This window comes from Streptomyces sp. NPDC036984, assembly GCF_055607665.1.
The window spans coordinates 259,663-273,633 of record NZ_JBVJRL010000004.1; the positions used below are offsets into that span (position 1 = coordinate 259,663).

Consider the following 13,971-nt stretch of genomic DNA (forward strand, 5'->3'; position numbering starts at 1 on the left):
GCCCCATGTCCGTGCAGATCGTGGTCGGCGCGATCGCGCTGGTCGTCGTCGCCTGGCTCGCCGCCTGCGCGGAGGCGGGCCTCGCGCGCGTCTCCAGCTTCCGCGCCGAGGAGGCCGTGAAGTCCGGCCGGCGGGGCAGCGCCAAGCTCGCCCAGATCGCCGCCGATCCCACCCGCTATCTCAACCTGGCCCTGCTGGTCCGCGTGGCCTGCGAGATGGCCGCCGCCGCGCTGGTGACGTACGCCTGCCTTCAGGAGTTCGCCGCCACCTGGCAGGCCCTGCTGATCGCCATCGGCGTGATGGTGCTCGTGTCGTACGTCGCCGTCGGCGTCTCCCCGCGCACCATCGGCCGCCAGCACCCCCTGCACACGGCGACCGCGGCCGCGTACGTGCTGCTGCCGCTGGCCCGGGTCATGGGGCCGATCCCGTCGCTGCTGATCCTCATCGGCAACGCGCTCACCCCCGGCAAGGGCTTCCGGCGCGGCCCCTTCGCCTCCGAGGCGGAGCTGCGCGCGCTGGTCGACCTCGCCGAGAAGGAGTCGCTGATCGAGGACGACGAGCGCCGCATGGTGCACTCGGTGTTCGAGCTGGGCGACACCCTGGTCCGCGAGGTCATGGTGCCGCGCACCGACCTGGTCACCATCGAGCGCTTCAAGACCATCCGGCAGGCCCTCACCCTCGCCCTGCGCTCCGGGTTCTCCCGCATCCCGGTCACCGGCGAGAGCGAGGACGACATCGTCGGGATCGTGTACCTGAAGGACCTGGTCCGCAAGACGCACATCAGCCGGGAGACGGAGGGCGACCTGGTGTCCACGGCCATGCGCCCCGCCGTGTTCGTGCCCGACACCAAGAACGCCGGCGACCTGCTGCGCGAGATGCAGAAGGAACGCAACCACGTCGCCGTCGTCATCGACGAGTACGGCGGCACCGCCGGGATCGTCACCATCGAGGACATCCTGGAGGAGATCGTCGGCGAGATCACCGACGAGTACGACCGGGAGCTGCCGCCCGTGGAGGACCTCGGCGACGACCGCTTCCGGGTCACGGCCCGCCTGGACATCACCGACCTCGGCGAGCTGTACGGCCTGGAGGAGTACGACGACGAGGACGTGGAGACCGTCGGCGGACTGCTCGCCAAGGCGCTCGGCCGGGTGCCCATCGCGGGCGCGTCGGCTGAGGTGGAACTGCCCGACGAGCGCACGCTGAAGCTGACCGCGGAGGCCGCCGCCGGCCGCCGGAACAAGATCGTCACGGTTCTGGTGGAACCGGTGCCCGTGCCCGTCGCCGAGGAGGAGAAGGCCGAGTGACCCCGCAGGAGCTGCGCGCCTTCTGCCTGTCCTTCAACGCGGCCGTGGAGGAGTTCCCGTTCAACCCGGAGACCTCGGTCTTCAAGGTGCTGGGCAAGATGTTCGCCCTGACGAACCTGGACGCGCGACCCCTGACGGTCAACCTCAAGTGCGACCCGGAGGACGCGATGCGGCTGCGCGGCGAGCACGAGGGGCTGATCGTCCCCGGCTGGCACATGAACAAGCGGCACTGGAACACCGTCACGGTGGACGGCGAACTCCCGGACCGGCTGGTCCGGGAGCTGATCGAGGACTCGTACGACCTGGTCGTCGCCGGTCTACCGCGTGCCGAGCGGCTGCGGCTGGACCGTCCGTGACCTGAGGCCCAGGCCGACCAGGACGGCGGTGGCGAGGACGACGCCCGCGTCCAGGGCCAGGACCGTGTGCGCCCCGGTCAGCAGATCGCCGGAGGTGGTGGCCAGCACGCCGAGCAGCGGGATGCCGACCGTGAGGCCGACCTGCTGGGTGGAGGTCACCAGGCCGGTGGCCAGGCCCTGTTCCTCGTCCGGGACACCGGAGGTGACCGTGAGGCCGTACGAGATGATCGCGCCCAGGTGGCACATGCTCGCCAGGGACACGGCGGCCGTGGCCAGCCACACCGACCAGGTGTGAGTGTTCAGCAGGAGCAGCGTCGCCACCAGCGCGCCCTGACCGGTCAGCGAGCCGACCAGCGTGCGGCGGGCGCCGAAGCGGCCGATGACCCGCGCCGCGAGGCTGCCGGCGACGGCCGACAGGACGCCCTGGACGCCGAAGACCAGGCCGGTCTCGAAGGCAGACAGGTGCAGCACCTCCTGGAGGTACAGCGTCAGCACGAAGATCACCGTCGACATCATCGAGAAGGTGACCAGACCGGCCAGATTGCCCCAGGCCACCGTGGGGCGGCGCAGCATGGGCAGCGAGACGAGGGGTGCCGCCGAGCGGGACTCGACCACGGCGAACGCGGTCAGCAGCAGCAGGCCCGCGACCAGCGCCACGAGGACGTTCGCGTGGCCGAAGCCGTGGTCGGCGGCCGTGGACAGGGCGTAGATCAGGGAGAGCAGGCCCCCGGTGACGGTGATCGCGCCGGGCACGTCCAGGCGCGGCCGCTCGGGGGTGCGGGACTCCGGCAGCAGGCCGGGCGCGAGCGGCAGGACGATCAGCGCGAACACCGTGAGCACGGCCATCGTGGAGCGCCAGCCGAGCGTGTCCGTCAGCACACCGCCCGCGACCATGCCGACGGTGAAGCCCAGCGACAGCAGCATGCCGGAGATGCCGAGGGCGCGGTCGCGGGCCGGGCCCTCCGGGAAGGTGGTGGTCAGCAGGGACATGCCGGCCGGGACGATCGCCGCCGCGCCGACGCCCTGGAGCGCGCGCCCGACGAGGAAGACCGCCGGGTCCCAGGCCAGCGTCGCCAGCAGGGAGGCCGCACCGAACAGCGCCAGACCGGTCAGGAACAGCCGGCGGCGGCCGTACAGGTCGCCGATGCGGCCGAAGAGCAGCAGGAAGCCGCCGGAGGGCAGCGCGAACGCGGTGACCGCCCACTGGAGGGCGGACTGGCTCATGCCGAGGTCGCGGCCGAGGTCGGGCAGGGCCACGTTGAGGACGGAGAAGTCCAGCGCGACCATGAACTGGGCCGCGCACAGGACGAACAGGACGAGCTTGTCGCGCGTCGACAGCCGGGGGGCGCCGAGCGGTTCGCCGGTGGCAGCGGACGGATGGGTGGTGGTGTCGATCGCCATGACACCGAGCTTGCGGTGATCGGAATACCGCTGGGGAGTCGGAACTTATGGTGGTGGTGGCACCACCAGACAGCATGAGGGGGATCGGTACGTGCCGGCAGTCGACACGGTGAAGAGTCCGCGCCGCAGTGAACTGCGCGAGTTCCTGATGAGCCGGCGGGCCCGGGTCAGCCCCGGGGACGCCGGGCTGCCGGTGGGCGGCGGGAGGCGCCGTACGCCCGGGCTGCGCCGGGAGGAGGTCGCCGTACTCGCCGGTGTGGGCGCCTCCTGGTACCAGTGGCTGGAGCAGGGGCGGGAGATCTCCGTCTCCCCGCAGGTGCTGGACGCCGTCGCCCGGGTGCTGCGGCTGAGCGACGCCGAGCGCCGGCACCTGTATCTGCTGGCCGGGCTGAACCCGCCCACGCCCGAAGTCGACCCGGGCCGGCGGGACATGTGCGAGGGGTTGAAGCGGCTGATCGACACCTGGATGCCGTATCCGGCGCACATCATGGACCTGTACTACAACTGCGTGCTGTACAACGACGCTGCGGCGGTGGTGCTCGGCATGCGGCCGGAGATCACCCAGAACTGCCTCGTCGACTTCTTCACCGACCCGCTGTACCGGTCGCGCAGCACCAGCTGGGAGCGGAACGCGCGCACGGTCGTGGCGCAGTTCCGGGCCGCGTGCGCCGCCCGGCCGGACGACGAGGGGTTCCAGGCGGTGCTGGCCGAGGTGTCGGCGCGCAGCCCCGAGTTCGTGGCGCTGTGGGCGGAGCGGGACATCGAGGACCAGGGGCAGGTCCGCAAGGAGCTGGACCATCCGGTGGTCGGCCTGCTGGTGGTGGAGTCCACGGTGATGAAGGTGCCGGCCCGGCCCGATCTGATGGTCGTGCTGCACGCTCCGCTGGACGAGGCGAACACCGCGGCCAAGCTGGAGTGGCTGGCCTCGCCGGAGGGCCGGCGGGGCGTGATGTACCCCGTGGCGGGGTGAGGGGCCCGGAGCTTCGTATGCTCTGGGCATGACCGAGAGCAACGGGCTTGACCCTGAGGACCGCAAGATCGTGACCCTGGCCCGTTCCGCGCGGGCCCGCAACGGTGTCCCCGAGGGGGCGGCCGTACGGGACGAGACCGGGCGTACGTATGTCGCCGGGTCGGTGCAGCTTGCTTCGCTGAAGCTCAGTGCGCTGCGGACGGCTGTCGCCATGGCCGTGGCTTCGGGGGCTACGTCGTTGGAGGCGGCGGCGGTGGTGAGTGACGTGGAGTCGGTGCCGGCGGAGGACTTGGCTGCCGTGGCCGACCTGGGTGGTGCGGGGACGCCGGTGCTGCTGGCCTCGCCGGACGGCACTGTGCGGGGTACCGTTTCCGCCGGCTGAGCTCCCAGGGGGCTCCGCCCCCTGGACCCCCGTTTCCCACCCGTCCACCCGAAACTGCCGGCCGAAAGCCGCCGACCGGGGTGGGGGCTCCCTCGCTGGAGAGCTGACCGAACAACAGGTCGGCTGGAATTCAACCTTGTTGGGGCCTCGCCCGCGCGCGTCAATGGGGCCATAGGTTCCGACGGACCGTCAGATCCGCACCGCCGCGCAGTGTGCCCGCACCCGCCTGCGCAGGCCTCCCCGTCCGTCGGCGTCCCCACATGGCACTCCCCCCACAAGGAAAGGGCAGCGGATCCCCATGAGAGGCAAGCGCACGGCAACGGGTGCGGCACTGGCCGCCGGGGCCCTCGCGGTCACCGGACTGGCCTTCGCCCCCACCGCGGCCGCCGTCACTCCCCAGTCGGCGACCATCAATGCGAGCTGCGGCATCTTCGGTGGCGGCACGGCCGCGCTCACCGCCACCCAGAGCGGCACCTCGGCCACCATCACCCTCACCTCCACCGCGATCAAGGCGCCGGTCGCGGTGGCCCAGGACTCGATCACCTCCACGCTCACCCTGGTCAAGGCGAGCGGCGGCACCACCGTCTTCAGCGGGACGAAGAACCCGGCCATGGCCAGTGGCGACGCGGTCAGTGTCGGCCCGCTCCCCGCCACCGTGGCCTCCGGTGACAGCCTGGAGGCGTACGGCGGCTCGCTCAAGATGGTGATCTTCGGTGTCACCGTGACCTGTACGGCCACGGCCAAGCAGTCGCCCGGCCCGTTCGTCTTCGACTGACCGTACAACTGAGCGATCTGTTCCGGATCGTGCGGAACTCTCCGGGATGCCGCAGAAACTGATGAACCGTCAGATTTCTGCGGCATCTCCATTGACTTCTCACCCCCGCTCCACATCAATGCCCCCTGTCGGCGCAGATGAGCCGCTGCGCCCGCAACCCTCAGGAGGGGGCCCATGGGTCCGACACCCCGAAGAGCCCGACGGTGGCGCTGGGCGTCACTGCTCGGGTCGACCGCCCTCGCGGTCACCGCGGGCGGCGCGCTGGCCTGTCCGGCCGGCGCCGCCGGCGCGAACGTGGACTTCGCCACGCACTGCATTCCGCCGGCCGTCGCGGGCATTCCGCCGATCGACGGCACCACCACCGCGAGCGTGTCGGTGGACCGCACCAGTCCCAAGGTCGGCGACACGGTCACCGTGACCTACACCGTGGTCACGGCCGCCGCCAGCAACCCCACCGACCTGGCCCTGCCCGCCGACATCATGACCCCGACCGGGAAGGTCACCCTCGGTGGCGCCCAGAGCGGTGACGTCACCGTCGCCGGGCCGAAGAAGAATCCGCCGGTGCCGGGGAAGGCGGCTTTCCCGTCCTTCTCCATGACCGGCACCTTCACCGTCACCAAGGCCGGGCGGATCACCCTCTCGCCCGGCGACTACAACATCCACACCAGCTACATCCTGGAGCTGGACACCCCCTGCACGGTCATCACCCCGCCCGCCCCGGCCTCGCAGACCATTACCGCGACCGACGGAACGCCGGCCAACACCCGGTCCATCTCGCTGAGTTCCGCCTCCGGTGACCCCGGTGCCGGTGTCACCGTCAGCGGGACGAACTTCACGCCGGGTGCCAGTGTCACCCTGGCCGGACGGGCCGGCGGCACACAGACCGCGGACACTGCGACCGTGACCGCGAACGCCCAGGGCGCCTTCAGCGGCTCCCTCGTCGTCAACGACAAGACGACGACCGGGATCGTGGCCTACGAGGGCGGCTCCTGGAACCCGGACAAGGGTGCCGGGCCCGCGGCCTACGTCGTCAACGACAACACGCCCGTCCCGGCCGGCAGCCAGAAGCTGACCACCACCGTCAAGGCGGGCACCCTGTCCATGTCCCAGGCCGGGGACTTTGTCGCCCTGTCGGCGGTCGGCTTCGGCGAGGGCGGCCCCTCGACCGGCGACCTCCACACGGTGACCGTCAAGGACTTCCGCGGCGGGCCCGCGGGCTGGTCCCTGACCGGCAAGGTCACCGACTTCACCGGCCCCGGCGCCAAGATCGACGCGGGCAGGCTCAGCTGGACGCCGGCCTGCGCGACCAAGGCGGGCAGCCCCAGCACGTGCCGGGCCGGCTCGGCGGGCACCGTCGGCAGCTCGGGAGCGACCCTCGCGTCGACTGCCAACGGCACGCTCACCGGCGGTGAGTTCACCGTCGACGCAGGTCTCTCCCTGGACGTACCGGCGTTCACGCCTCCGGGCGCGTACTCCGGCGTGCTCACGCTGACGCTCACGTGAGCGTACGGGCGTCCGCACCCGCCCGTTCCCCTGTCTCCGGTCCGTGGGGGTCCGCACCCATGCGCAAGCTGTACGTCCTTCTCCTGGGGCTTCTGCTGTCCTGGCAGGCCACGCCCGCCCGCGCCGCCGACAACGGCAGCTGGTCCGTCTACCCGGTCGCCTCGAAGATCGCCGCGCGGCCCTACTTCACCCTCTCCGCCGAGCCCGGCCAGACCCTCGGCGACAAGGTCGCCGTCCGGAACAGGACCGGGCGGCCGCTCACCTTCCGGCTGTACGCGGCCGACGCCTACAACACCGCTCGGGACGGCGGTTTCGCCGTGCGGGCCGCCGGGGAACGCATGCGCGGAGTGGGCGCCTGGGCCAGGCCCGCGAAGTCCCGGATCACCGTGCCCGGGCACAGGACCGTCACCGTGCCCTTCACCCTGCGCGTCCCGCAGGACGCCGAGCCCGGCGACCATCCCGGCGCGATCGTCGCCGTCGACGAGCGGGTCGACCCCGGCAGCGGCCGGCTCGCGCTCGGTGTGCAGCGGGCCGTCGGCGCCCGCGTCTATCTGCGGGTGGGCGGGCCCGCGCTGCCCGCGCTCTCCGTCGGGCAGCTGCGGATCAGCCACCACCAGCCGCTGATCCCGGGCCTCGGCGACAGCACGGCCACCGTCTCCTACACCCTGCACAACACCGGCAACGTCACCCTCAGCCCCAAGGTGCAGCTGAAGGCACGCGGGCTGTTCGGCCGTACGCTGCTCGACCGGGAGCTGACCCGGGTGCCCGCAGAGCTGCTGCCGGGGCAGCGGGTGCGGCTGGTCGAGACCTGGCGCGGGGCGCCCCAGTTCGACCAGGCGGACGTGACGCTCACCGCGAGCGCCCAGGACACCCGGGAGTCGGCGAGCGCCGGCTTCCTCGCGCTGCCCTGGCTGCTGGTGACGCTGGTGTTCGCCGTGGGTGTGCTGACCGGGGTGCTGCTGGTCAGAGCGCGTCGGGTCCGCGCTCGCCGGTCCGCACCCGGACGACCGTCTCCACGGGGACGGCCCACACCTTCCCGTCCCCGATCTTCCCCGTCTGCGCGGCCCTGACGATCGCGTCGATCACGTCCTCGGCGACCGCGTCCTCCACGACGACCTCGATCCGCACCTTCGGCACCAGGTCGACCCGGTACTCGGCCCCCCGGTAGACCTCGGTGTGGCCGCGCTGCCGGCCGTAGCCGCTCGCCTCGGTCACGGTCAGACCGTGCACCCCCAGCTCCTGGAGAGCGGTCTTGACCTCGTCCAGACGGTAGGGCTTGACGATCGCGGTGATGAGCTTCATGCCTGGGTCTTGACCTTCTGGGCGGAGGAGAGGACGGACGCGCTGACCGGGGCACCGTGGCCCAGGACGCCGTGATCGTATGCCGTCTCGGCGTGCACCGTAAGGTCCAGGCCGGTGTGCTCCTGCTCCTCGCTCGCCCGGAAGCCCATCGCCTTGTCGATCAGCTTGCCGAGGCCGTACGTCACCGCGAAGGCGTACCCACCCACGACCACCACGGCCAGCAGCTGCTTGCCGAGCAGGGCGAGCCCGCCGCCGTAGAAGAGACCCTCCGCCCCGCCGGTCATCGCCTTCTCGGCGAACAGGCCGATCAGCAGGGTGCCGATGATGCCGCCGACCAGGTGAACGCCGACGACGTCCAGGGAGTCGTCGTAGTTCAGCTTGAACTTCCAGCTCACGGCGTACGAGCAGACGACACCGGCGGCGAGGCCGACGACGAGGGCGCCGAGCAGGGAGACCGTGCCGCAGGACGGGGTGATCGCGACCAGGCCGGCCACCGCGCCCGAGGCCGCGCCCAGGGTGGTCGGGTGGCCGTCGCGCCGCTGCTCGACGAAGAGCCAGCCGAGCAGGCCGGTGCAGCCGGCGGCGAGCGTGTTGAGGAACGCGGCGGCGGCGAGGCCGTTCGCGCCGAGCGCGGAGCCGGCGTTGAAGCCGAACCAGCCGAACCAGAGCAGGCCGGCGCCGAGGACCACCATGGGCAGGTTGTGCGGGCGCATGGCGTCCTTCTTGAAGCCCAGGCGGGGGCCGAGGACCAGGCAGAGTGCGAGCCCGGAGGCGCCGGAGGTGATCTCGACGGGCAGACCGCCGGCGAAGTCGAGCGCGCCGAGCTTGTCGAGGATCCAGCCGCCGGGGCCCCACACCCAGTGGGTGACCGGAACGTATACGAGCAGCGTCCACACCGGTACGAAGACCAGCCACGCCGAGAACTTCGTACGGTCGGCGACCGCGCCGCTGATCAGCGCGGCGGTGATGATCGCGAAGGTCAGCTGGAAGGTGGCGAAGAGGACGGTCGGGACGGTGCCGTGGACGCTGTCCGGGCCGAGGCCGCGCATACCGGCGTGACCGAGCCCGCCGATCAGGCCGCCGCCGATGTCGTCGCCGAAGGCCAGGGAGTAGCCGGCCGCCAGCCACACCACCGTGACCAGGGCGATCGACACGAAGCTCATCATCAGCATGTTGAGGACGCTCTTCGTGCGGACCATGCCGCCGTAGAACAGGGCGAGGCCCGGGGTCATCAGCAGCACGAGGGCGGTCGCGGCGAGCAGCCAGGCGGTGTCTCCGGTGTTCACGGCGGCGGCGGCGAAGGTCACGGGCGTCTCCAACGGTGTGGGGGCTGCGTCAGAGGGTCACCGGTGTGCGTTTCCGGTCGCGTACGGGTGTGTTTCCGTGACGTTTCGTTGCGTGCGGGTTTCCGGAAACTCACGGCGGCGGGGGCTGGTCCGGGCCGGTACGGCACTGTCTTGTGGATCAGGGAGAATGGTCACCATGAGCGTTCGCACCCAGTCATCCGAGCAGCCGGCCGAGACCGTCCACCGCGCCGGCTTCGCCTGCTTCGTGGGCCGCCCCAACGCGGGCAAGTCCACCCTCACGAACGCTCTGGTCGGGCAGAAGGTGGCGATCACCGCGAACCAGCCGCAGACCACGCGGCACACGGTGCGCGGCATCGTGCACCGGCCGGACTCCCAGCTGATCCTGGTGGACACGCCCGGTCTCCACAAGCCGCGCACGCTGCTCGGCGAGCGGCTCAACGACGTCGTACGCACGACGTGGGCCGAGGTCGACGTGATCGGCTTCTGCCTGCCGGCGAACGAGAAGATCGGTCCCGGTGACCGCTTCATCGCCAAGGAGCTGGCGGGGATCAAGAAGTCCCCGAAGGTCGCCATCGTCACCAAGACGGACCTCGTCGACTCCAAGGCCCTCGCCGAGCAGCTGATCGCGATCGACCAGCTGGGCAAGGAGCTGGGCATCGAGTGGGCGCAGATCGTCCCGGTGTCGGCGACCGCGAACAAGCAGGTCGACCTGCTGGCGGACCTGCTGATCCCGATGCTGCCCGAGGGCCCCGCCCTCTACCCCGAGGGCGACCTCACCGACGAGCCCGAGCAGGTCATGATCGCGGAGCTGATCCGTGAGGCCGCGCTGGAGGGCGTACGCGACGAGCTGCCGCACTCCATCGCGGTGGTCGTGGAGGAGATGCTCCCGCGCGAGGACCGCCCCGCCGACAAGCCCCTCCTCGACATCCATGCCAACGTCTACATCGAGCGCCCCTCCCAGAAGGGCATCATCATCGGCCCCAAGGGCAAGCGGCTGAAGGAGGTCGGCATCAAGTCCCGCAAGCAGATCGAGGCGCTGCTGGGGACGCCGGTCTTCCTGGACCTGCACGTGAAGGTGGCCAAGGACTGGCAGCGCGACCCGAAGCAGCTCCGCAAGCTGGGCTTCTAGCCCTTTCCCACCCACCCACCCGACTCGGCCGGCTGCAAGGCGCCCGCCACGGGGCTCCGCCCCGGACCCCACGATCGCCCGGACCCCACACGCGCCGCCGACCTGGCACGGCGTGCCGCGCCGCGCAGGGGCGCGCTGCTTACCCCGCACGGCCGCGTCGCGCCGGGGCACCGTGAGCGCCTGCGCCTCGGGGCTTTGCGCCCGGCGTCTTGCGCCTGCGCCTCGGGGCTTTGCGCCCGGCGTCTTGCGCCCGCCCCTCGGCGTTTTGCGCCCGGCATCGGGTGGGCGGCCCTGCCTCGGGGGCCTTGCGCCCGCGGCCCGGCGTCTCGCCCCCGCGGCGCCTCACCTCGGTTGGGTGGCGTCCCGTGGGGTCAGGTCCTGTGTTCCCACCACCCGCAGCAGCTCCAGCTTCTCGTGGGACTCCGTGCCGGGGCGGGCCGTGTGGATGATGAGGTGGTGGTGGGCCTCGTGGCTCAGCAGGACCTCGCAGTCGAGTTCCAGGAGGCCCACGACCGGGTGCAGGAAGCGCTTGGTGGAGGGGCGGCGCAGGGACACCTCGTGTGTGTCCCAGAGCCGGGCGAACTCCTCGCTGGCCGCGCGTAGTTCGGCCACCAGGGCCGCCGGTTCCGGGTCGTCGGGGCGGGCCGCCGCCACCGCGCGCAGGTTGGCCACGTGGTCGCGGGCGTGCGCCGGGAGGTCCTCCGGCGGAAAGAGGGCGCGGGCCGTGGGGTCCAGGAAGAAGCGGCGGGTCAGGTTCCGCTCCCGCGGCGGGCGTGCGAGCGCGTCCCCGACCAGCGCCTTGGCCAGCGAGTTCTGCGCCAGCACCGCACCGCTGTCCGTGACCACCTGCGCCGGCGAGTCGTACAGCCGGTCCAGGACCAGCAGCAGCCCGGGGCGGACGTGGGCCGAGGCCGCGTCCCGGCGCGGGGGCTCCTCGCCGACCAGGTGGAAGAGGTGGTCCCGTTCGTCGTCGGTCAGCCGCAGCGCCCGGGCCAGCGCCGTCAGCATCTGGCGGGAGGGCCGAGGGCCGCGGGACTGCTCCAGGCGCGTGTAGTAGTCGACCGACATCCCGGCCAGCGCCGCCACCTCCTCCCGGCGCAGTCCGGGGATACGGCGGCGGGCACCGGGCGCGAGGCCCACGTCGGAGGGTTCCAGGCGGGCGCGGCCACGGCGCAGGAAGTCGGCGAGTTCGGCTCGGTTCACCCCTCCAGGCTGCGCCGGACCGGCCGGCTTATCCAGGGACTGTCGATCCCCCGATCGGGAGGTCTCTCCCACCGTCGCCGCCCGCGGCCGAGGCTGGCAGCACCGAACCGGCTTCGATCGAGAGGAACACCGCCATGCTGACCCTGATCACCGGCGTCACCGGACAGGTGGGGCGCGGCTTCGCCCCCCGGCTGCTCGCCCAGGCCCGGCCGGACGAGAAGGTCCGTGTGCTCGTCCGCGACGAGACCCGCGCCGCAGACCTCGCCGAGCGCGGCGCCGAGGTCGTCGTCGGCGATCTGCGCGACACCGACGTCCTCGGCAAGGCGCTCACCGGAGTCGACGCGGTCGTCAACATCGCGGCCTCCTTCCGGGGCGTGCCCGAGGAGGAGATGTGGGCCGTCAACCGGGACGCCGCACTGGAGCTCGGCCGCGCGGCCGTCGCCGCCGGGGTCCGACGGTTCGTGCAGGCCAGCACCATCCTGGTGTACGGCCTCGGGCGCGGCCGGCCGCACCTCGAGGACGACCCCACCGTGCCGGGCGGCCCGATGTGGATGGCGTACCCGCAGGCCAAGGCGGCGGCCGAGCGCGGCCTGCTGGAGCTGGACGGGCTGGACGTCCGGGTGGGCCGCCTCGGCTTCGTCTACGGCGAGGGCGACCCGCACCTGCCCGGCATCACCCGCTGGACCGCCCACCAGCCGGCCACCAAGCGGCACCACCTGGTCCACGTCGCCGACGTCGCCCAGGGCCTGACCCGCCTGCTGTACGCTCCCGGCGCCGATGGCCGGGTCTACAACATCGCCGACGACGCCCCGGTCACCGTGCTGGAGATCCACCGGCTCCTCGGCGTGGAACCGCCGGCGGACGGGCCCGACCCCGACCCCTGGTACGGGATCGCGTCCACCGACCGCATCCGCCGCGAACTCGGCTACCGGCCCCACTTCCCGACCCTGTGGGCCGCTCGGGACGCCGGAGCCCTGTGAGGGGCTACGCGCTCTGGGCCCGCAGCAGGTCCCGGAACCAGTGGTAGGAGGCCTTGGGGGTGCGCTTCAGGGTCGGGTGGTCGATGTGCACCAGTCCGAAGCGGCGGGCGTAGCCCTCGGCCCACTCGAAGTTGTCCATCAGGGACCACACGAAGTAGCCGCGTACGTCGACCCCGGCCTCGATCGCCCGGTGCAGGGCCCGGATGTGGGCGTCCAGGTAGGCGATCCGTTCCTGGTCGTCGACGCCCTCGTAGGAGCAGCCGTTCTCGGTGATGACCACGGGCGGGAGCCGGTCGGCGTACCGGTCGCGGAAGCCGGTGAGCAGTTCCGTCAGGCCCTCCGGGACGACCGGCCAGCCGAAGTCCGTCGTCGGCCGCCCCTCGATCTGCCGGACCGAGAAGGGAAGTTCCGGCGGCATCGCCAGTCCGCCGAACTCGGTCTCGGTGCCCTGCGGGGCGCCCACCCTCGTCGGGGCGTAGTAGTTGACGCCGTACCAGTCGACCGGCTCGGCGATCACCTTCAGGTCGGACTCGACGTCGCCCGGCATCAGGTCACCCATGCCCTCGGGGTATGCGCCCAGGATGACCGGGTCGGCGAAGAGGCGGTTGAGGAGGACGTCGTAGAAGCCGGCCGCCTCCAGGTCCGCCTGCTCCTGCGAGGCGGGCCAGGTGGGGCCGTGGGAGTTGGCGATGCCGATGTCGCTCGCGCCGGCCGCGCGCAGCGCCCGTACGGCCAGACCGTGGGCCAGCAGCTGGTGGTGGGCGACCGGGAGCGCGTCGAACAGCAGCTTCCGGCCGGGGGCGTGTGCGCCCAGGGCGTGCCCGAGCAGCGTGTGTTCGGCGGGTTCGTTGAGGGTGATCCACTTGCGGACCCGGTCGCCGAGCCGGTCCGCCACCACGCTCACATGGTCGGCGAACCGGGCCGCCGTGTCCCGCTCCAGCCAGTCCAGCGAGGCGGGCAGATCCCAGTGGAACAGGGTGGGCACCGGCCGTACGCCCGCCGCGCACAGCTCGTCCACCAGGCGGTCGTAGAAGTCCAGACCGCCGGGGGAGTTCACCCGGGGCCAGGAGACGGAGAAGCGGTAGGCGTCCACGCCGAGGCCGGCGAGGAGGGCCACGTCCTCGCGGTAGCGGTGGTAGTGGTCGCAGGCGACCGCCGCAGTGGAGCCGTCCTTCACCCGCCCCGGCTCGGCCGTGAACACGTCCCACACGGAAGGCTCCCGCTCCTCGGCCGCCCCCTCGATCTGGTGCGCCGAGGTCGACACGCCCCAGAGGAATCCGGCCGGGAACCGAGGAATCGCGGTGCCTGCGTCAGTCGCCATGGCCGGATCATCCGTACCCGCGGTAACGGAAGTCA

At 72.0% G+C, this 13,971-nt stretch carries 14 protein-coding genes; 9 read left to right on the forward strand and 5 right to left on the reverse strand.

The features are described 5' to 3' along the window. Window positions 1-5 precede the first annotated feature (5 nt). Together ACZ7DL_RS10530 and ACZ7DL_RS10535 are read left to right on the forward strand one after the other, a co-directional pair. Window positions 6-1,307 carry a hemolysin family protein gene (locus ACZ7DL_RS10530; RefSeq protein ID WP_470773136.1) on the forward strand — a complete coding sequence of 434 codons (1,302 nt, stop codon included), beginning with the start codon at window positions 6-8 and terminating at the stop codon, window positions 1,305-1,307. Then, window positions 1,304-1,663 (forward strand): MmcQ/YjbR family DNA-binding protein, encoded by a 360-nt coding sequence (locus ACZ7DL_RS10535; protein ID WP_470773138.1) that lies wholly within the window; start codon window positions 1,304-1,306, stop codon window positions 1,661-1,663. Before ACZ7DL_RS10530 ends, ACZ7DL_RS10535 begins: the two co-directional genes overlap by 4 nt. On the opposite strand, the gene ACZ7DL_RS10540 is transcribed toward ACZ7DL_RS10535, so the two are convergent. Continuing rightward, complete coding sequence (locus ACZ7DL_RS10540) at window positions 1,625-3,064, reverse strand: MFS transporter (RefSeq protein ID WP_470773139.1); 1,440 nt, start codon at window positions 3,062-3,064, stop codon at window positions 1,625-1,627. The two genes, ACZ7DL_RS10535 and ACZ7DL_RS10540, sit on opposite strands and share 39 nt — an antisense overlap. Before the next feature lie 148 nt (window positions 3,065-3,212). On the opposite strand from ACZ7DL_RS10540, the gene ACZ7DL_RS10545 reads away from it, so the two are divergent. The 5 genes from ACZ7DL_RS10545 (at window position 3,213) to ACZ7DL_RS10565 (ending at window position 7,764) form a co-directional block, all read left to right on the forward strand. Next, window positions 3,213-4,034 carry a helix-turn-helix transcriptional regulator gene (locus ACZ7DL_RS10545; RefSeq protein WP_470773579.1) on the forward strand — a complete coding sequence of 274 codons (822 nt, stop codon included), beginning with the start codon at window positions 3,213-3,215 and terminating at the stop codon, window positions 4,032-4,034. A 28-nt stretch (window positions 4,035-4,062) separates the two neighbouring features. Then, window positions 4,063-4,416, forward strand: a complete 354-nt coding sequence (locus tag ACZ7DL_RS10550; RefSeq protein ID WP_470773140.1) for a cytidine deaminase — start codon at window positions 4,063-4,065, stop codon at window positions 4,414-4,416. Window positions 4,417-4,714: 298 nt separating this feature from the next. Then, the gene (locus tag ACZ7DL_RS10555) at window positions 4,715-5,191 is read left to right on the forward strand and encodes a hypothetical protein (RefSeq protein ID WP_470773141.1); all 477 of its coding nucleotides are present in this window, start codon (window positions 4,715-4,717) and stop codon (window positions 5,189-5,191) included. Between the two features lie 174 nt (window positions 5,192-5,365). Next, complete coding sequence (locus ACZ7DL_RS10560) at window positions 5,366-6,694, forward strand: WxL domain-containing protein (protein ID WP_470773143.1); 1,329 nt, start codon at window positions 5,366-5,368, stop codon at window positions 6,692-6,694. A 59-nt stretch (window positions 6,695-6,753) separates the two neighbouring features. Further along, on the forward strand, window positions 6,754-7,764 hold the full coding sequence (locus tag ACZ7DL_RS10565) for a DUF916 domain-containing protein (protein ID WP_470773145.1): 1,011 nt from the start codon (window positions 6,754-6,756) through the stop codon (window positions 7,762-7,764). Here the strand turns inward: ACZ7DL_RS10565 and ACZ7DL_RS10570 are convergent. Further along, entirely contained in the window at window positions 7,658-7,996 is a 339-nt protein-coding gene (locus ACZ7DL_RS10570; protein ID WP_356151878.1) for a P-II family nitrogen regulator, read from the reverse strand. The genes ACZ7DL_RS10565 and ACZ7DL_RS10570 overlap by 107 nt on opposite strands. Then, complete coding sequence (locus tag ACZ7DL_RS10575; RefSeq protein WP_470773147.1) at window positions 7,993-9,303, reverse strand: ammonium transporter; 1,311 nt, start codon at window positions 9,301-9,303, stop codon at window positions 7,993-7,995. Before ACZ7DL_RS10575 ends, ACZ7DL_RS10570 begins: the two co-directional genes overlap by 4 nt. A gap of 175 nt (window positions 9,304-9,478) precedes the next feature. Here ACZ7DL_RS10575 and era point away from each other — a divergent pair, with 175 nt between their 5' ends. Further along, window positions 9,479-10,432 (forward strand): GTPase Era, encoded by a 954-nt coding sequence (era, locus tag ACZ7DL_RS10580; RefSeq protein ID WP_470773149.1) that lies wholly within the window; start codon window positions 9,479-9,481, stop codon window positions 10,430-10,432. A 342-nt stretch (window positions 10,433-10,774) separates the two neighbouring features. On the opposite strand, the gene ACZ7DL_RS10585 is transcribed toward era, so the two are convergent. After that, complete coding sequence (locus tag ACZ7DL_RS10585; RefSeq protein WP_470773150.1) at window positions 10,775-11,635, reverse strand: helix-turn-helix transcriptional regulator; 861 nt, start codon at window positions 11,633-11,635, stop codon at window positions 10,775-10,777. A gap of 134 nt (window positions 11,636-11,769) precedes the next feature. Between ACZ7DL_RS10585 and ACZ7DL_RS10590 the strand changes: the two genes are divergently transcribed. Beyond that, window positions 11,770-12,615 carry an NAD-dependent epimerase/dehydratase family protein gene (locus ACZ7DL_RS10590; RefSeq protein ID WP_470773152.1) on the forward strand — a complete coding sequence of 282 codons (846 nt, stop codon included), beginning with the start codon at window positions 11,770-11,772 and terminating at the stop codon, window positions 12,613-12,615. Between the two features lie 4 nt (window positions 12,616-12,619). Here ACZ7DL_RS10590 and ACZ7DL_RS10595 read toward each other — a convergent pair whose 3' ends face one another. Then, on the reverse strand, window positions 12,620-13,936 hold the full coding sequence (locus tag ACZ7DL_RS10595) for a GH1 family beta-glucosidase (protein WP_470773154.1): 1,317 nt from the start codon (window positions 13,934-13,936) through the stop codon (window positions 12,620-12,622). Between the last annotated feature and the right edge of the window lie 35 nt (window positions 13,937-13,971).